This is a genomic window from Methyloceanibacter sp. (genome assembly GCF_058506495.1).
Map to the genome: position 1 here is coordinate 1 of NZ_JBZMXT010000009.1, position 14,327 is coordinate 14,327.

Genomic DNA, 14,327 nt, shown 5'->3' on the forward strand with positions numbered 1-14,327 from the left:
GGCCAGGAATTCCTGGCCGGGGTTGGCATTGCCGTAGAGATAACCTGTTTTGCTATCTCGTCGTTAGCTGCTTAGCCGAGCTTCAGCGGCTCAACAACAACGGTCTCCTGGTGGTGGCCGAAGCAACCGCCCAGACCGATCGAGGCAGAAACGACAATCGCGAGAGCGACGAACATGCGCATGGTTGGATCCCCCAAAAAAATTCCCTGCAGAATCGACATCTGATGAGACTCTTATAGACCAACCCGTCGCTCGATGCTGTGTTCTCTATGCCACAGTCGCTGTTTTTCGACCATTGCAGGCACCGCCGTGAGCACTCTTGTTAGTGCGAAGCCTCAGTTTTTGCTGCGTGAATCGTCGTGACCCTCCGGGAGCCATTGGCCAGAGCGAACACGCCATTTTGCGGTTGATTTGGCGACCGGAGCGGCAACTATGGCGTCGTCAGCGGGCATTGGGCCAATGAGTTTGAGGGGACCGAAATGCTGTTGATGTGCCATGTCACGATGCAGCCGGAAGACCGTGACGAGAGCCTCGGCCGTTTCATGGAAAATGGGGTGCCGGAGGTTCCCGGAATCAAACTGAAGGGCGTTTGGATTTCGCTCATGCAACAGGAGTCGTTCATTCTGGTGGAGTCGGATAAGCCGGAGGCAATCGCGGCGCTTTTTGAGCCTTGGACGAACCTGAACGTGCATGACCTGGTTCCGGTCATGGACTTCGATCAGCCGAAGAAGTTCCTAGGATCCAAGGGCTAGTACCGCCTTGGTTGGGCGCTCAGAGGCCGCTCGCGACTTAGGCTTTCATTTTGGAAGGCCCTTTAGTCAGTGCGCCTTGCGAAGGCGGTCCACTACGATCTGCACCGTTCATCTTTGCAGACCCATTCTGCAGCGCGCCTGAATTGGGCGCCGCCGCCTCCCACTGCATCTGGGTCTCGATGACGGTGTGGACCTCCTGAGCGGAATCCCGCAGCGCGGCGTCGAAGCGTTCTAGGTCGCCAACGACACTCTTGGCCATCTCAACATAGGTCTGGTGGACCAGCAGCAAACGATGCCGGAGCTCGTTATTGAGCGCTCGATAGGCTGCTGTCTCTTGCTCCTGGGCCCCAAGGCGCGTCCGCAATTCGTTACGCTCCGTCACCAATTTCTGAATAGCGGCGGCACCTGCGAGCGCCGCGCTCTCGACCGCCTGGTCGGTAGTCAGCTCCAGGGTCTGATTGTGGCCCTGGGGCACGCCCGCAGGGTTTGCTCTTGAGACTTCATTCATCGCCTGGCCCTTCGTTACGCTCGTTACAGGTTTCTAAAGACACAAAAAAAACGGCTTGGCGCCCAAGCTGTTCCAGTTGCGGAAAAAGATTCTGTTCTCCGACCGGCCGTTAGACGCCGCCTGCGGCTTGGACGGGGAACTCCGTCTTGACCCTGTCGAACAACTGGTCCCGGACTTGGCGATAGGCGTCGAGGATCATATCCCGAGAACCGCTGGCTAAAGTCGGATCTGGCGTTGGCCAGTAGTCCACATCGATTGCATACCCATGCGCTAGTTCTAGCGCCTTGTGCTGCGCCTCCGGAGCCAGAGTAACAATGCGGTCGAAGCCAAGATCGTGGAGATCGTCGATCGACTGGGCTACGTGATCGGAAATGTCGACACCGATCTCGTCCATCACAGCAATTGCGAACGGGTCGCGCTCGCCGGGTCGAACGCCGGCCGATTCGACATAAACCCGCCTGCCTGCGAGATGACGCAGTATCGCGGCTGCCATGGGCGAACGAATGGCGTTGCTGGCGCATATAAAAAGAACAGCGCCAGGCAGATCGCCGCTAGCGCTCAACGGATCAGCCCTTCCAGTGAAGAGCGCAAAGGAGCGTGAACAATCGCCGTGCCGTGGCGATGTTGACCGTTACCTTGCCCCGAAGGCGCTCCATCAATAGGTGACTGCCCTCATCGTGCAAACCGCGCCGCGCCATGTCGATGGCTTCGATCTTGGAGGCAGGCTGCGTCTTGATGGCGGCATAGTAGCTGTCGCAGATCAAGAAGTAGTCCTTCACGATGCGACGAAATGGGGACAGCGACAGCATGATCTGCTGTAGCAAAAGTCCTTCTTCGCTTGAGATCGCGAATACCAGCCTATTGTCGGCCAACGAAAGATGCAGCGTGTACGGCCCTTCTTGCCCCTCGGCTTCAAGGAGAAAATTGTTCTTCTCAATGAGGTCGAAAATCGCGACCTCGCGCTCATGCTCGACCTCAACGCTATCGCGCCCGAGCGAGGCCTCGTCCAACGTGACGGAGAGTAGGCGTGCTGTTTCCGGAAATGAGCTGTCGTCGTCCGTCTCTGTCATGACCAATCCGGGAAGTTAAGCCTTACGCCGACGGAACGGCGATGCGCGTCGAGTCCTTCGGATCGCGCGAGCGTCATGGCGGCGGGACCTAACGCCTTTAGAGCCTCGGCATTGAGCTTGAGCAGCGACGTCCGCTTCATGAAGTCCAGAACGCCGAGGCCCGACGCAAACCGGGCGCTGCGCGCGGTCGGCAAGACGTGATTGGTGCCCGCCACGTAGTCGCCGATGACTTCCGGTGTAAACCGGCCCACGAAGATCGCCCCGGCGTGACGAATTTTCTCGGCTAGGGCGTCCGCGTTCTCCGTTGCAATCTCGAGATGCTCCGGCGCGAGCCGGTCCGAGAGTGCGGGAGCATCGGCTAGGCTCTCGACGAGAATTACTGCGCCGAAATTTTCCCAACTCGCCCGCGCAGTTTCCGCGCGAGGCAGCGTCTCCAACTGCGCGTCCACAGCGGCGACGACATCCTCGGCGAAATCAGCGTCGTCCGTAATTAGAATGGATTGAGCAGCGGTGTCATGCTCCGCCTGGGCCAACAGATCGCTCGCAATCCAGGCCGGGTCATTTTCCTTATCAGCGATCACAACGACCTCCGAGGGCCCCGCGACCATGTCGATGCCAACCTGGCCGAAAACCTGTCTTTTGGCGGCGGCGACATAGGCATTGCCAGGCCCGACGATCGTGGACACGGGACGAATTGTCTCCGTGCCGAATGCCAGCGCAGCAATGGCCTGGGCGCCGCCAACTCGGTAAACTTCGTCCACACCAGCAACGGCCGCCGCAACAAGAACAAGCGGATTGAGCTCACCGCGCGGCGATGGAACGACCATGACCAGACGCTCGACGCCTGCAACCTTCGCCGGCACCGCATTCATCAAAACGGAACTCGGATAGCTGGCAGTACCGCCAGGCACATACAAGCCAGCCGAGGAGACCGGCGTCCAGCGCTGCCCGAGTTCTACGCCAATCGCATCAACGTAGCTCTCGCTCGCTGGGAGCTGTCGGTTGTGGTGATCGAGGATGCGCTGGTGTGCGAGTTTTAGCGCCTCCACCGTCTCGTCATCGACGGCGCTATGCGCGGCGGCCACATCCGTTTCCGTTACGGCCAAGCCTGCTTCGCGCAGATCGAGCTGATCGAATTTTTCTGTGAGCTCCACGAGGGCTGCGTCGCCGCGCGCGCGGACGTCGGCGATGATTGCGGCGACGGCGTCATTCACGTCGGAAGAAGATTCCCGCTTCATGCCGAGCAACGTCTCGAAGCGCGCCGTGAAGTCATCCTCACGTGTATCCAGCGTCTGAGCCATGCAACCTCAGACGCCCGTGGCCTCAGAACCATCCGGACGTGTTGCGCCGGGGTCGGATCCATCGCCTTCGCCCGGGTGTTCGGGCTTGTGGCGAGTTCGCCAAGCCGGACCAAGATCGCGCATTTCCGCCTCGATACACTCGACGTCAAGCTGCACCGTCACATCGCCGGAAAAATACAGCACGATCTTGCCGCTCGGAATCTCGCCCGCCTCAAAACCAATGGCGAGCAGAGACAGGACGCGGTCCTTGTCGTCAGGCGAGAGGTCCTTGTGCCGAGCGCCGAGCACACGATCGAATCGCAACGCCGTCTGCAGCCGGCGATAGGGTTTGCCATTGCCGCCCGCGCGCTGCCAATCGAACCGATTGAGCACCGCTGCGAAGCGCTTTTGAGACGGCAAGTATGTCATATCCCCAACCCGCACCACGGCGTCTTGGAGCTGGGAGGACACGACTTGAAGGTCCTCCTCGTCGAGCGCGAGCAGCTTAAGCGTCGTCATAGATAGGAATTACCGGTAAGAGCATCGTCAATATCGACCTACCACGCTTTTGGTCTGCTTCGGAAGACATTCCAACTGTAGATGCCTAGCCGGCGATGCGGTCGATCTGCGCACCGCACCGGCGGAGCTTCTCCTCGAGACGATCAAAGCCACGATCCAGATGATAGACACGCCCGATCGTCGTCTCGCCCTGCGCAGCGAGCCCCGCAATAATGAGTGAGACCGACGCGCGCAGATCCGTCGCCATAACGGGAGCGCCGCGAAGCCCGCTTACCCCATGGACAAGCGCTGTGTCGCCCCGGAGATCGATACGCGCGCCCAGCCTTGCCAGCTCCTGAACGTGCATGAACCGGTTCTCGAAGATCGTCTCGCGCACTTCTGAAACGCCGTTCGCCGTGCACATCAGCGCCATGAGCTGGGCCTGGAGGTCCGTCGGGAAGCCTGGGAAGGGCTGAGTCTCGACGGAAACTGCATCAAGCCCGCGCCCGTTGCGCGAGACGCGAATACCGCCGGGCTCTTCGGAGACGTCAACGCCGATGGAGCGTAGAGCCACGAGCGCCTCATGAAGAAGCTCGGGGCGTGCGCCCTCCAGAAAAATGTCGCCACCCGTGATCGCGGCAGCCATCGCGTAGGTGCCGGTCTCGATGCGATCCGGCAGAACGCGGTGCTCGGCGCCGTGCAGGGATGGTACGCCTTGAACACGAAGCGTAGAGGTTCCGATTCCCTCGATTTTGGCGCCCATCTCAACAAGGCACGTTGCGAGATCCCCGACCTCGGGTTCCCGTGCGGCGTTGACGATCTCGGACTCGCCTTCCGCCAGAACGGCCGCCATCAGAGCGTTATGCGTCGCGCCCACCGAGACCTTGGCCAATTCAACCCTGTTGCCTTTCAATCCCTTTGGGGCCTTCGCGATGACGTAGCCGGCATCGAGCTCGATGTCCGCACCAAGTGCTTCGAGCGCTACCAGATGAAGGTCAACAGGGCGGGTTCCGATCGCGCAGCCCCCAGGCAACGAGACTTTGGCCTCGCGGCACCGCGCAAGAAGCGGCGCCAGCACCCAAAAGCTTGCCCGCATGCGTGCGACCATCTCGTAGGGCGCGGTCGTGTCGACAATCTCGGCCGCGGTCAGCTTGTAGGTCTGACCGTCGTTGACATCCTGGCCGGCCCGCTTGCCCGCGATGGTCACGTCGACACCATGGTTGCCGAGAATGCGGGAAAGAAGGGACACATCCGCAAGGCGCGGCATGCCATGGAGTGTCAGTGTCTCTTCCGTGAGAAGGCTGGCAATCATCAGCGGCAGTGCAGCGTTCTTCGCACCGCTGATCCGAATGGTGCCCTCGAGCCTTTCGCCGCCAACAATGCGGATGCGATCCATAACGCGTAACTCCCTCTGCCGCGTCTCGAACCGACGCGCCCCGTGTCCCCTGTTCAGCCGCATCACGCGATGCGACAAGCGACCAGCTTACCCTTTTCGGCTCACCCCTGTCCCCCCTCTTTCGAGCCTTTTGGTGCGGCCCTTCGCGCGCGCGCGTTCTCTCTGCGTTTCAATAGGTTAGCTCGCAGGGCGTTTGCCAGGCGCTCCTGCTTTGCATCCTGCGTTGGCGCCCGGGCCGCATTCGGTCTGCGCTTGTCTTCGTCAGCCATCCCGCCTCTCAGTTGGCGCCTGTGGGCAGACGCCTTTTAACCTTTTGCTTCAGTGCCTGTAAGAGCACGTGGACTCCTTGCGTGGCTAGGCCCTCTATGGCAGTTTGCGCGCCGCATTGGGAGGGGTTCGCCGGCGATAAATGCCGGGCCAGCTTGCTGGGATCCGCCCACCCGTCGCAACCCCATCGGCCCAACCGGGAACCGCGTGCTCATATCGATGCGTGCGCCGAGCCGAGAGGGACTTGGAACGCCGCCGTAGCTCAGTGGTAGAGCGCGTCATTGGTAATGACGAGGTCGACAGTTCAATCCTGTCCGGCGGCACCAGGCCTTCACCCATATTTCGTACCATCGCCAAATAGTAGCCGACAAAGCGTCCAACGGCTGCAGCGCTGCGCACACGGCCAGCCGTGGCGCCCAACTCAATGCTGCTATTCGGCGTCTGCGCGGGGAAGCACATAATGGCGCACGCTCTGCGGCTTCTATTGGTTTTGAATTCGGTCAATCCTAGCTGTTGCCGTCGGAGGGTATGATGGCTCAGTCCAAATTGGTCATGGCTCTGCTGTTGGCGCACCTTTGAGGAGCAAAGCGATGTCGAATAAATTACTACTTTCCGCGATTGGCTTGGCCTTCGTATTGACCTTCTCCCTGCAGCCCTCGCCTGCGCAAGCTGCCGATATGCAAGACACGTGCAGGGAAGTCGCAAAAACAAAATATCCCGACGACCCTCAGAAGCGTCGTGCTTGGAGGAGGTTCTGCAAAGACAATTTGGACGAGAGGGACACACGTCTAATGCCGAGGATGCGGCGTCGATAGGTAATAGGCCTTTCGGGGCACTGCCGCATCGACCACCTACAATCAATCACTCTGAAGCCCGGCCCAAAATCCGGGCTTTCTTTTTTGCACCTGCTCGGCGCCTGTCCGTGCTTTTGCTAAACGCGCTCTGCGCAGGGAAAGCGTGGACAGGTTATTCCATCGCCACAGGAACCCACCCGGTGAGTTCCTTTATGTCGAGGTTGTAGGTTCCCCTGGCGACGACGTCTCCGTCATCGTCCATCACCTCGAAGAACAGACCCTTCAGATCGCGATGCACCACATGAATTTCCGGCTCAAGCCATAGCCCCATTTTCTCTTTCGTAGCTTTGCAGAGCAGTGCTCGGCTGTACAGGGGTTCGTGGCGCTCGTACTGCACATCTTTGAGGTGGCTGTCGCACTTCATGATCTTGCTGGGCACGATAGAACAGGCTGCATAAGCAGCCGTCGCCATGATCATTGTCGCTATAAAGATCAGGATGTGCATCGCTCTACCGGCTAAGACTTGTCTGGCCTAGCGGGCCCGGGTTTAGGGATGCACTTCTCTTCGGTTTCACTGTAGACGTGGCCCTCCTTGCATTTCTTCTCATCGGCCATCGCACCCGAAGAGACGCTTACGGCCATCATTAGCGTGAGGGCGAACGCTGTGCACGATTTCATAGTTTCCTCCTGTTGCCTGCCAGTTGAGCCGCGCACTGACGTTACTCCAAACCATTGACGTGAGTCAGGGCCTAAATTTGTACTCTTTGCTAAGTGTTATTTGACCCATAAGGTAGAAACGCGATGAAGTCGTCGTTAGTCCTCATTGCTGGCGCTGTCGGTCTTTTCTTGCTGACGCTTGCTTCGACGGCAGCCTTGGCTGGCGGCATGCGCACTTATGTCGGGCCCGGTCCCGGCTATGGTTACAGCGACCTGAGAGGCAGGCGAGGTTACGTCCCGCGGGCTCGTGACGACCGTCCACGCGGTTATCACGTCTACCGCGCGCCGCGTCGAGACCTAAGGCACCGGGGTCGTCGCTACAGGTACTAGTATCCTGCCTACATCCGCGCGCGAGAGACGCAGTCCGATGCGGACATATTTCATCTTCGGGCTACGGATGAACAACGCAGGATTGCCGTGAAGATCGCGAAGCTGCCCGTGCTTATTGAAAGTTTGGCACTGTGGCCTCTCCGATTTACGTGCCGCTCAGTGTCGCGACCGTGACCCTGAGCGTGGACGCAAAGATCTGTCCTTCGGGCTTATGCCAGTGTTCGCTGACGAGTAAACAGCCGGTCCAAAGCGCCAGGGCGACCGGTCCTGTCCAACGAAGTACGTGATCCTTCAAAACGAGCGTCTCCAAATTCATTCGCCTTCACTCGTCACCTGAACGGCACGAGGACTTCGGTTGGATTGCCTTGAGGCAAATTTTCATGTCAGGAGTGGCAGCAATCGGCCCAATGAGCCCCGGCCACCCCAAACGTACGCGTCCAGGCCGGGGCTCTTGGCCGTCCTGGGTGGCTCGAGCACCAGGCTCTACGTTACAGAGCGCTCGAAGCAGGACAGCTACCAGTGGAACGAAACCGTGTCGCCGCTGGATTATCCGCATGCAAACTTTCATTGCGCCGAGAAAATGGATCCACCGGCGGTACGTTTTCCCTCGAAGTCGCCGCAAATCGGCTACACTCGTTTTTTTCATGCGCGCTGTCTTCGGAGCCCGCCGATGGCCAATGAACCGCTGACAACCGGCATCGCCTACCGCTTGGGCTGGGCGATCTATTGGATCTGCATTGTCGTCGGACTTGTTTGGGTCGGCGGCATTTACCTCTACCTGTCGAACGCTGTCGGCGAGCGGAGCGCCTTCCCTTGGACGTTCTTCGCCGTGATGGCCGGTTCCGGCGCTGCGATCTCTTACGCAGCCGGCCGTTTCCTCCGCTACGTGTTATCCGACGAGTAGATCGGCTGCGGCACGCCGAGTAAGAACCGCCGCCCACGGCGAAGCAACCAGGCGTTAATGGCAGTGAACGCGGCAGGTGCTGTTGTCCATGTGGCAGCACTGTCCTTCCGGCGCGGAAGCCCGACAGCCGCCACCACGTGCAAGGGCAACGGCGGGCAACGAAATGGCGGCAAGCGCCAGCAATATAAAGAGTGACCGCATCAAAACGGTCCCTTTGGTTGCAACAACAACAATTGTACTATTATAGAGAGTATATCTGGCAAAGGTGTCGTACTGGTAGCTGTTTGGGTTAGTGCGTCGGCATGGGCAGAATCTCTCTGGCATGCCTCTGCAGGAGATCGCCTACAGAAACAGCGCCGACAAGCGACGCGATGTATTCCGCTGGGTTGGGAAAGTTCTAAGCGTTAGTGACGTGAGAACGGCTCTCTTGATCGGCAAACAACACACGACGCCTCACGGTGATGACACAGTGCTCACACATCGCCGTGAGGCAGCGAGAGGTTTCAAGCACGTCGTTCTGACACAGCGTTATTGGTAAAGCGCGCGGCCAGTTTCTACCTCCTGATCAAGTCGAACCCGATAGCACTCTCGCAGACGGGGCACTGATTAGGAGACATACGATGAAGGCCACCCTTCTTGCTCTCGCACTTCTGGCAGCCTCTGGCGCACCTGTTCTCGCCGACGGTTTCCCGAACCCTTACCAGACGAACTTTGATCGCTAAGCGACCATGCTAGCGAAAAGCCCCCGGTCCTCCCTCCCTGGCCGGGGGCTTCTCTTTAATGCAGTGATCCACTCGCGTCGCCGGAGCGTTGGCTACTAGAGTTTGATACGGAGCCGCCCGACCATGAACAAACCACTTGTAGACAGATCAAGCCTCCAAGCTCTTACTCGGTCCTTTGGCAGCAGCCAGACCGTTCTTTATCCGGCAGCCGTTATGGTGTTCGCCTTGGGCGCTCTGAGCCTGAAGATCGGTGTCGTTATGGCCCTGTTGGAGCGGCTCAGCATGAGCGTGACGAGCAACCTCTAACGCGCGACGTACGACGCCGGCGAAAGATCGAAAATCCCGCTTCCCCTGATCGATTTCCTCTACCGCACTTGCACGACCCCGCAGGGAAACTACCTGAATAGGGTCCCCTTGCGGCTGCGAGCGGACACCACCAGCACGGCGAGCCGGGCAAGACTGCTAGGGTCGCATCAACCGACAATAACCCAGTTAAAGGATCAGCTATCATGCGCGTCTTGGCGACTACACTTATTCTCACTCTCTTTACAGCAGCATCAGCGTCCGCAGCGAAGCAAGCCTTGACGGAGGAGCAAATCGAAGGCGTGCAGTCCGCCATTAAAGAGATGGGTTGCACGGTAGCGGACTCGGAAATCGAGATAGAGGGCAAGTGGTTCGAAGCTGACGATGTCATCTGCGACCGAGTCAAATACGAGGTCTATCTCGACAAGGACTTCAAGGTTCTGAACAAGGTCAAGGAAGAAGACTAAACGGGCGCGACCTAAACCTTTCGCTTCGCGACGTCATACAGTCCGTAGCGCCTGACTGCTGCGAAGACAAGAATGGGGTCCGCTCGGTTTCGAGCGGACCCCATCTGTATTCAAGCGATGCTTAGGAGCCGGGCTTAGAGGCTCTTGTAGTACTTGCTCGCCTTGGCGAGGTTTCCATCCGCATCCTTCATGAAACTCACTTTGGCCTCTTCAGTGCCGAAGCAGTAGGTCGTGCCACCGATCTCGCCGCTAATGGAACAGTCGGTCTTGACTTGCTTGCCCATGGCGAGGCCCATTGCGCACATATTGTCGTAGGCGCCCGTACCCGCAATCGCGGCGGTGGACATCAGCGTTGCGCCGGCGATAGCGGAAATCAGATATGTCGCTTTCATAGATAGTACTCCGTGTTGTGAACCTGTCTAGAACTGGGTCGCAAACTACCCAGAAAGTCGTGATACTATCGTGGTATGGAATTCCTGTGTGACGGAGGTCACTGACAAGCGATCACAGTTTCGAGAGCATTTCGCGAGCTCGTCGCTCCCCTGGACCTTCCAAGGAACTCATATATCGTCCGTAAGGCGAGCAATTGATCGCAATCTGCGACGCGTGAACTCGAATAGGATCAGACGCAAAGAGAAGCCATGCTTATCAGGTTCACCCTCGGCGTTTTTGCACTAGCCCTACCCTTGTCTCTTGGGACGCCATCCCACGCGGCCTGCAGCAAGCGGGTTGTCATGTACGACGCCTCGTGGTGCCCTTATTGCCGGCAGGTGCGCGCCATCCTAAAGCGCAACAACATCCGCTATACCGTCCGAGACGCCACGACGCCGCGCGTCCAGGCGGAGATGGTCAAGCGGTTCGGTGACGCGGCAGTGCCGCGGACCGTCATCGGCCGGACCGTGGTGGCAGGCGTCGATGAGGCGCGAATAAAGAAACTCTGCCGGTAGCAATACCACCCGCTAGGCGTTAGCCGGTACCGCGCAAGGGACTCTGTCGAACCTCGAGATGTTGTCGCAAGGACGACAAACCAGAGGCCAGATGGCCCGTTGCCGTTCTTCCTCCTCATTGTCATGGCTGAACGTCGCGCAGAAAAAGGGGCTAGGGCGCGTGTGGCGTCCCGGCCGTTGTTTGCTCAGGAGAAACACCAACAGTGTCGAGTTTCTGGTCCAGATCGAGCGTCTTTAGGATGATGGTCGCTTGCGGGGTTTCCCTGGCGGCAGCGGCCTTGCCACCCGCACAGGCACAAGAGGCTCCCGCGGGGCCGGGATCTGAACGGAGCCTCGCCGATCCTGATGCCGCAGCATTCGACGAAGCGCTAGGCCAGTGGCAAGCCGAAATTACGGCCAACGAGGAGCAGGTCACTGATTCATCGACGAGCGACGAAGACCTGCGGCAGATCCCACAAAAACTGGAGGAACTCCGCGAGAACATCCTGCAGCAGCGCGCACGGCTAACACCAAGATTAGAAGACCGACGCGAGCGACTGGCTAAGCTCGGACCTGTTCCAGCCGACGGGGCACCGAAGGAAAGCGACGCGATCGCCGCGAAGCGGCAAGATCTCGAGAGCCAGATAGCGGCACTCGACGGTCAGCTGAGGCAATCGGATCTGTTGATCGTGCGTGCTGCCCAAGTGATTAGCCGGGCCAATGACGCCCGCCGGGAGCGCTTTACAGAGTCGCTTTCTCGGCCGGTTCCAAATTTCTATTCCGTTGTCATCCCGACTGCGCTCGAAAAGATACCCCAACAGTTTTCTCGAACACTCGATGCCGTCGGTGAGTGGATTTCGGAAGCTTTAGGCAAAGGCATCATATTTTTTGCCCTATTGCTTTTAGCACCACTTGGTGTCGCGGTCTTGACAGGGCGGATTATCCGCCGCCTGACCGCAGTGCAAACGCGTGTTCAAGAGGAGGAGTTGCCTTCCTTACAGGACCGCGGCGTGGCGCTAATTAAGAACACACTGAGGACCTGTCTGCCTATTTTTGCGGGACTTACTGTTTTCTACTTAATCTCAACGTCCGCAGGTCTTACCGCTCCTACTTTCGATACGTTCCTGCCGCGAGCGCTCTTGGTGACCGGCTGGGCCATCCTGCTTGCTTCGCTCGTTCGTGAGACACTGCTTCCTCAAGACAGGAGCATGGCGATCGTCCCCGCAACAGATGCCGTTGCACGGAAAGTCGCGACGTTACTGTGGATCCTGATTGCTGTCTGGCTCGCCGACAAGCTCCTTGAGCTTAAGGACCTTGTTGTCTTTACGCCCTACCACGTCGCGGTATTTCGTTCGGCCGTGGTCGCTGCACTCTGCGGGCTCCTCATCGCGTCGGTGTTGTGGGTTATTCAAAGCGGACCCCAAGTGCGCCAAGCTGCCCTTTCCGGCTGGCGGGGCTGGCTGTTCTCACTCTTTGCCATCCTAGCTGGCGCGATCTTGCTATCTGCGCTGCTTGGTTACCAGGCGCTCGCTCACTTCTTCAGTACGCACGCCGTCTCAACCGCCGGCGTGCTGTGGATCATGTATCTCCTGCATTTAGCCGCGGAGTCCATGTCGAGCGCCAGTGCAATCTCAGGTCAAGCTATCGACGATGATCTTGATGAAGAAGAGGACATGGGCGCGCCCTCTCTTTTGACAATGCGGATCATCGCGAGCCTGATGCTTGACATCGCGATACTGCTGGTTGGCATCACGGTCCTTTCGCTGCTCTGGCGGTTCGACTGGGTCGAGGTCAAGGGCTGGATACAATCGGCATTCTTTGGCTTCCAGTTCGGCCCGATACGGATTTCGCTCCAGTCTGTTCTTGTTGCACTTGGCGTTTTTGTACTGGGGCTTGCACTTACGCGCTTTGCGCAGCGCTGGGTCGCCGGCCGTGTTTTCGCGGGACGAAAAAGTGTGTCTGGGCTCCACGAGTCCATTCGGATTGGCATTGGCTATCTGGGCTTTGTCTTGGCTGCACTTGCAGGCCTTTCCTATCTTGGCGTTGACTTCTCAAATATCGCCATCGTCGCTGGCGCGTTGTCCGTTGGCATCGGCTTCGGCCTGCAGAGCATCTTCAACAACTTTGTATCGGGGCTGATTCTGCTGGCGGAACGGCCCATAAAGATTGGCGACTACATCCAAGTCGGGAACTACGAAGGGACCGTCAAAAAAATCAGTGTGCGATCTACGGAGATCGAGACGATTCATCGTCAGTCTGTGATTATTCCAAACGCGACGCTTATCACTGACCCGGTCAGCAATTGGATGCACATCGACAGGAGCTGCCGCCTCGACATACCGGTAGGCGTCGATTACGGAACTGATGTAGAGCAACTGCGTTCAACGTTGCTTGATGTCGCACGGGCGCATCGAGGTGTCTTGAGGCATCCGCCTCCGGTTGTTCACTTTGCCGGCTTTGGTGACAGCTCGCTCGATTTCGAGCTTCGTGTATTCCTGCGCGATGTCCGCAACCGAATTGGCTGGAGCAGTGAATTGCGCTTTGCGATTCTAGAAGCCTTGCGCGAAGCGAACATCACCATTCCATTCCCGCAGCGCGACGTCCACGTTTTGGAGCGGGCACCAGAGACGGGGTCTTAGCTCGCCCGACACGGCTTGCTCAGATAATCGATCTTTGGGCGTAAAGCGGGCTGTACCGGCTATATGAGAAGGAATGCTAGCCACCCAGAGCGAACAAGGGGTCTGTCTCCTGCTATAAGCTCAAAGTAATGCCAGATCGGATCGAGGAGAGAAAACATGCTGTATAGAGTTGCGCTGAAACTCACTGCGTCACTGTTGGTCACCGCCTGGCTAACGGCCAGCGCGCTAGCCCTCGATATGCGCCCCAACGTTTCGTTGGATCTTGCCAAACGTATGGCAGAGGCCTGCGAAGTGAAGGCAACGCAAGAAGGCTGGAACCTGAGCATCGCGGTCGTCGATGCAGGCGCCAATCTCGTTCTGTTTCATCGTATGCCCAATGCCCCTCTCGCTAGCATTGACATCGCTGCTAAAAAGGCCAGCACCTCAGCACGGATGCCATTTCCTACGCGCCGGCTCGCCAACATTGTCTACGGAGAGGACGGAAAAGTGGGGCGAACACCCGGCCTGGCTCATATTGAAGGGCTCACGGCTTTTCCGGGCGGCCTCCCCATTAAGGCCGATGATACCTTGGTCGGCGCTATCGGCATCAGCGGCGCCACGGGCGACCAGGACGAGGAATGCGCACAGGTTGCCATCGATGCTGTCGCCGATGACCTGAACTGAGCATCTGTTCTAAGGGCTATGTGGCATGCCTGGCATTCAGGCGTACGCCGGCTTGCGAGCGTATGGGTCGGCAGACGCCACAAACACTTCG

19 protein-coding genes and 1 tRNA gene are annotated in these 14,327 nt (G+C 58.5%); 9 read left to right on the top strand and 11 right to left on the bottom strand.

Annotated features, from left to right (window positions below):
* Positions 1-71 precede the first annotated feature (71 nt).
* Complete coding sequence (locus tag AC33YF_RS03405; RefSeq protein WP_491775794.1) at positions 72-221, bottom strand: hypothetical protein; 150 nt, start codon at positions 219-221, stop codon at positions 72-74.
* Between the two features lie 258 nt (positions 222-479).
* Here AC33YF_RS03405 and AC33YF_RS03410 point away from each other — a divergent pair, with 258 nt between their 5' ends.
* Positions 480-752: a DUF3303 domain-containing protein gene (locus AC33YF_RS03410; protein ID WP_491775795.1), complete on the top strand. Its 273-nt coding sequence runs from the start codon at positions 480-482 to the stop codon at positions 750-752.
* A gap of 37 nt (positions 753-789) precedes the next feature.
* Here AC33YF_RS03410 and AC33YF_RS03415 read toward each other — a convergent pair whose 3' ends face one another.
* The 6 genes from AC33YF_RS03415 to murA form a co-directional block, all read right to left on the bottom strand.
* Positions 790-1,260: a hypothetical protein gene (locus tag AC33YF_RS03415; protein WP_491775796.1), complete on the bottom strand. Its 471-nt coding sequence runs from the start codon at positions 1,258-1,260 to the stop codon at positions 790-792.
* A 109-nt stretch (positions 1,261-1,369) separates the two neighbouring features.
* A complete protein-coding gene (locus AC33YF_RS03420) occupies positions 1,370-1,822 on the bottom strand; it encodes an arsenate-mycothiol transferase ArsC (RefSeq protein WP_491775797.1) in 453 nt (150 codons plus the stop codon).
* A gap of 4 nt (positions 1,823-1,826) precedes the next feature.
* Positions 1,827-2,330, bottom strand: coding sequence for a UPF0262 family protein (locus AC33YF_RS03425; protein WP_491775798.1), 504 nt, complete (start codon positions 2,328-2,330; stop codon positions 1,827-1,829).
* Entirely contained in the window at positions 2,327-3,631 is a 1,305-nt protein-coding gene (gene hisD, locus AC33YF_RS03430; RefSeq protein WP_491775799.1) for a histidinol dehydrogenase, read from the bottom strand. Before hisD ends, AC33YF_RS03425 begins: the two co-directional genes overlap by 4 nt.
* A gap of 6 nt (positions 3,632-3,637) precedes the next feature.
* Positions 3,638-4,129, bottom strand: a complete 492-nt coding sequence (locus AC33YF_RS03435) for a DUF2948 family protein (protein ID WP_491775800.1) — start codon at positions 4,127-4,129, stop codon at positions 3,638-3,640.
* A gap of 85 nt (positions 4,130-4,214) precedes the next feature.
* A complete protein-coding gene (gene murA, locus AC33YF_RS03440; protein WP_491775801.1) occupies positions 4,215-5,504 on the bottom strand; it encodes a UDP-N-acetylglucosamine 1-carboxyvinyltransferase in 1,290 nt (429 codons plus the stop codon).
* 518 nt (positions 5,505-6,022) lie between these two features.
* Between murA and AC33YF_RS03445 the strand changes: the two genes are divergently transcribed.
* Positions 6,023-6,097: transfer RNA gene (locus tag AC33YF_RS03445), tRNA-Thr, on the top strand.
* 640 nt (positions 6,098-6,737) lie between these two features.
* Here AC33YF_RS03445 and AC33YF_RS03450 read toward each other — a convergent pair.
* A complete protein-coding gene (locus AC33YF_RS03450; protein WP_491775802.1) occupies positions 6,738-7,037 on the bottom strand; it encodes a hypothetical protein in 300 nt (99 codons plus the stop codon).
* Between the two features lie 44 nt (positions 7,038-7,081).
* Positions 7,082-7,243 (bottom strand): hypothetical protein, encoded by a 162-nt coding sequence (locus AC33YF_RS03455; RefSeq protein ID WP_491775803.1) that lies wholly within the window; start codon positions 7,241-7,243, stop codon positions 7,082-7,084.
* A gap of 123 nt (positions 7,244-7,366) precedes the next feature.
* On the opposite strand from AC33YF_RS03455, the gene AC33YF_RS03460 reads away from it, so the two are divergent.
* Positions 7,367-7,612 (top strand): hypothetical protein, encoded by a 246-nt coding sequence (locus AC33YF_RS03460; RefSeq protein ID WP_491775804.1) that lies wholly within the window; start codon positions 7,367-7,369, stop codon positions 7,610-7,612.
* Between the two features lie 145 nt (positions 7,613-7,757).
* Here AC33YF_RS03460 and AC33YF_RS03465 read toward each other — a convergent pair whose 3' ends face one another.
* Positions 7,758-7,928, bottom strand: a complete 171-nt coding sequence (locus AC33YF_RS03465) for a hypothetical protein (protein WP_491775805.1) — start codon at positions 7,926-7,928, stop codon at positions 7,758-7,760.
* A 354-nt stretch (positions 7,929-8,282) separates the two neighbouring features.
* Here AC33YF_RS03465 and AC33YF_RS03470 point away from each other — a divergent pair, with 354 nt between their 5' ends.
* From AC33YF_RS03470 to AC33YF_RS03480, 3 genes are all read left to right on the top strand, one after another.
* The gene (locus AC33YF_RS03470; protein ID WP_491775806.1) at positions 8,283-8,516 is read left to right on the top strand and encodes a hypothetical protein; all 234 of its coding nucleotides are present in this window, start codon (positions 8,283-8,285) and stop codon (positions 8,514-8,516) included.
* A gap of 845 nt (positions 8,517-9,361) precedes the next feature.
* Positions 9,362-9,544 (top strand): hypothetical protein, encoded by a 183-nt coding sequence (locus AC33YF_RS03475; protein ID WP_491775807.1) that lies wholly within the window; start codon positions 9,362-9,364, stop codon positions 9,542-9,544.
* A gap of 203 nt (positions 9,545-9,747) precedes the next feature.
* Positions 9,748-10,008, top strand: coding sequence for a hypothetical protein (locus tag AC33YF_RS03480; RefSeq protein WP_491775808.1), 261 nt, complete (start codon positions 9,748-9,750; stop codon positions 10,006-10,008).
* Positions 10,009-10,142: 134 nt separating this feature from the next.
* On the opposite strand, the gene AC33YF_RS03485 is transcribed toward AC33YF_RS03480, so the two are convergent.
* Positions 10,143-10,400, bottom strand: coding sequence for a hypothetical protein (locus tag AC33YF_RS03485; RefSeq protein ID WP_491775809.1), 258 nt, complete (start codon positions 10,398-10,400; stop codon positions 10,143-10,145).
* A gap of 249 nt (positions 10,401-10,649) precedes the next feature.
* Between AC33YF_RS03485 and AC33YF_RS03490 the strand changes: the two genes are divergently transcribed.
* From AC33YF_RS03490 to AC33YF_RS03500, 3 genes are all read left to right on the top strand, one after another.
* Complete coding sequence (locus AC33YF_RS03490; protein ID WP_491775810.1) at positions 10,650-10,955, top strand: glutaredoxin family protein; 306 nt, start codon at positions 10,650-10,652, stop codon at positions 10,953-10,955.
* A 203-nt stretch (positions 10,956-11,158) separates the two neighbouring features.
* Positions 11,159-13,573: a mechanosensitive ion channel domain-containing protein gene (locus tag AC33YF_RS03495; RefSeq protein WP_491775811.1), complete on the top strand. Its 2,415-nt coding sequence runs from the start codon at positions 11,159-11,161 to the stop codon at positions 13,571-13,573.
* Positions 13,574-13,729: 156 nt separating this feature from the next.
* The gene (locus AC33YF_RS03500; RefSeq protein ID WP_491775812.1) at positions 13,730-14,236 is read left to right on the top strand and encodes a GlcG/HbpS family heme-binding protein; all 507 of its coding nucleotides are present in this window, start codon (positions 13,730-13,732) and stop codon (positions 14,234-14,236) included.
* The last annotated feature ends 91 nt before the right edge of the window (positions 14,237-14,327 follow it).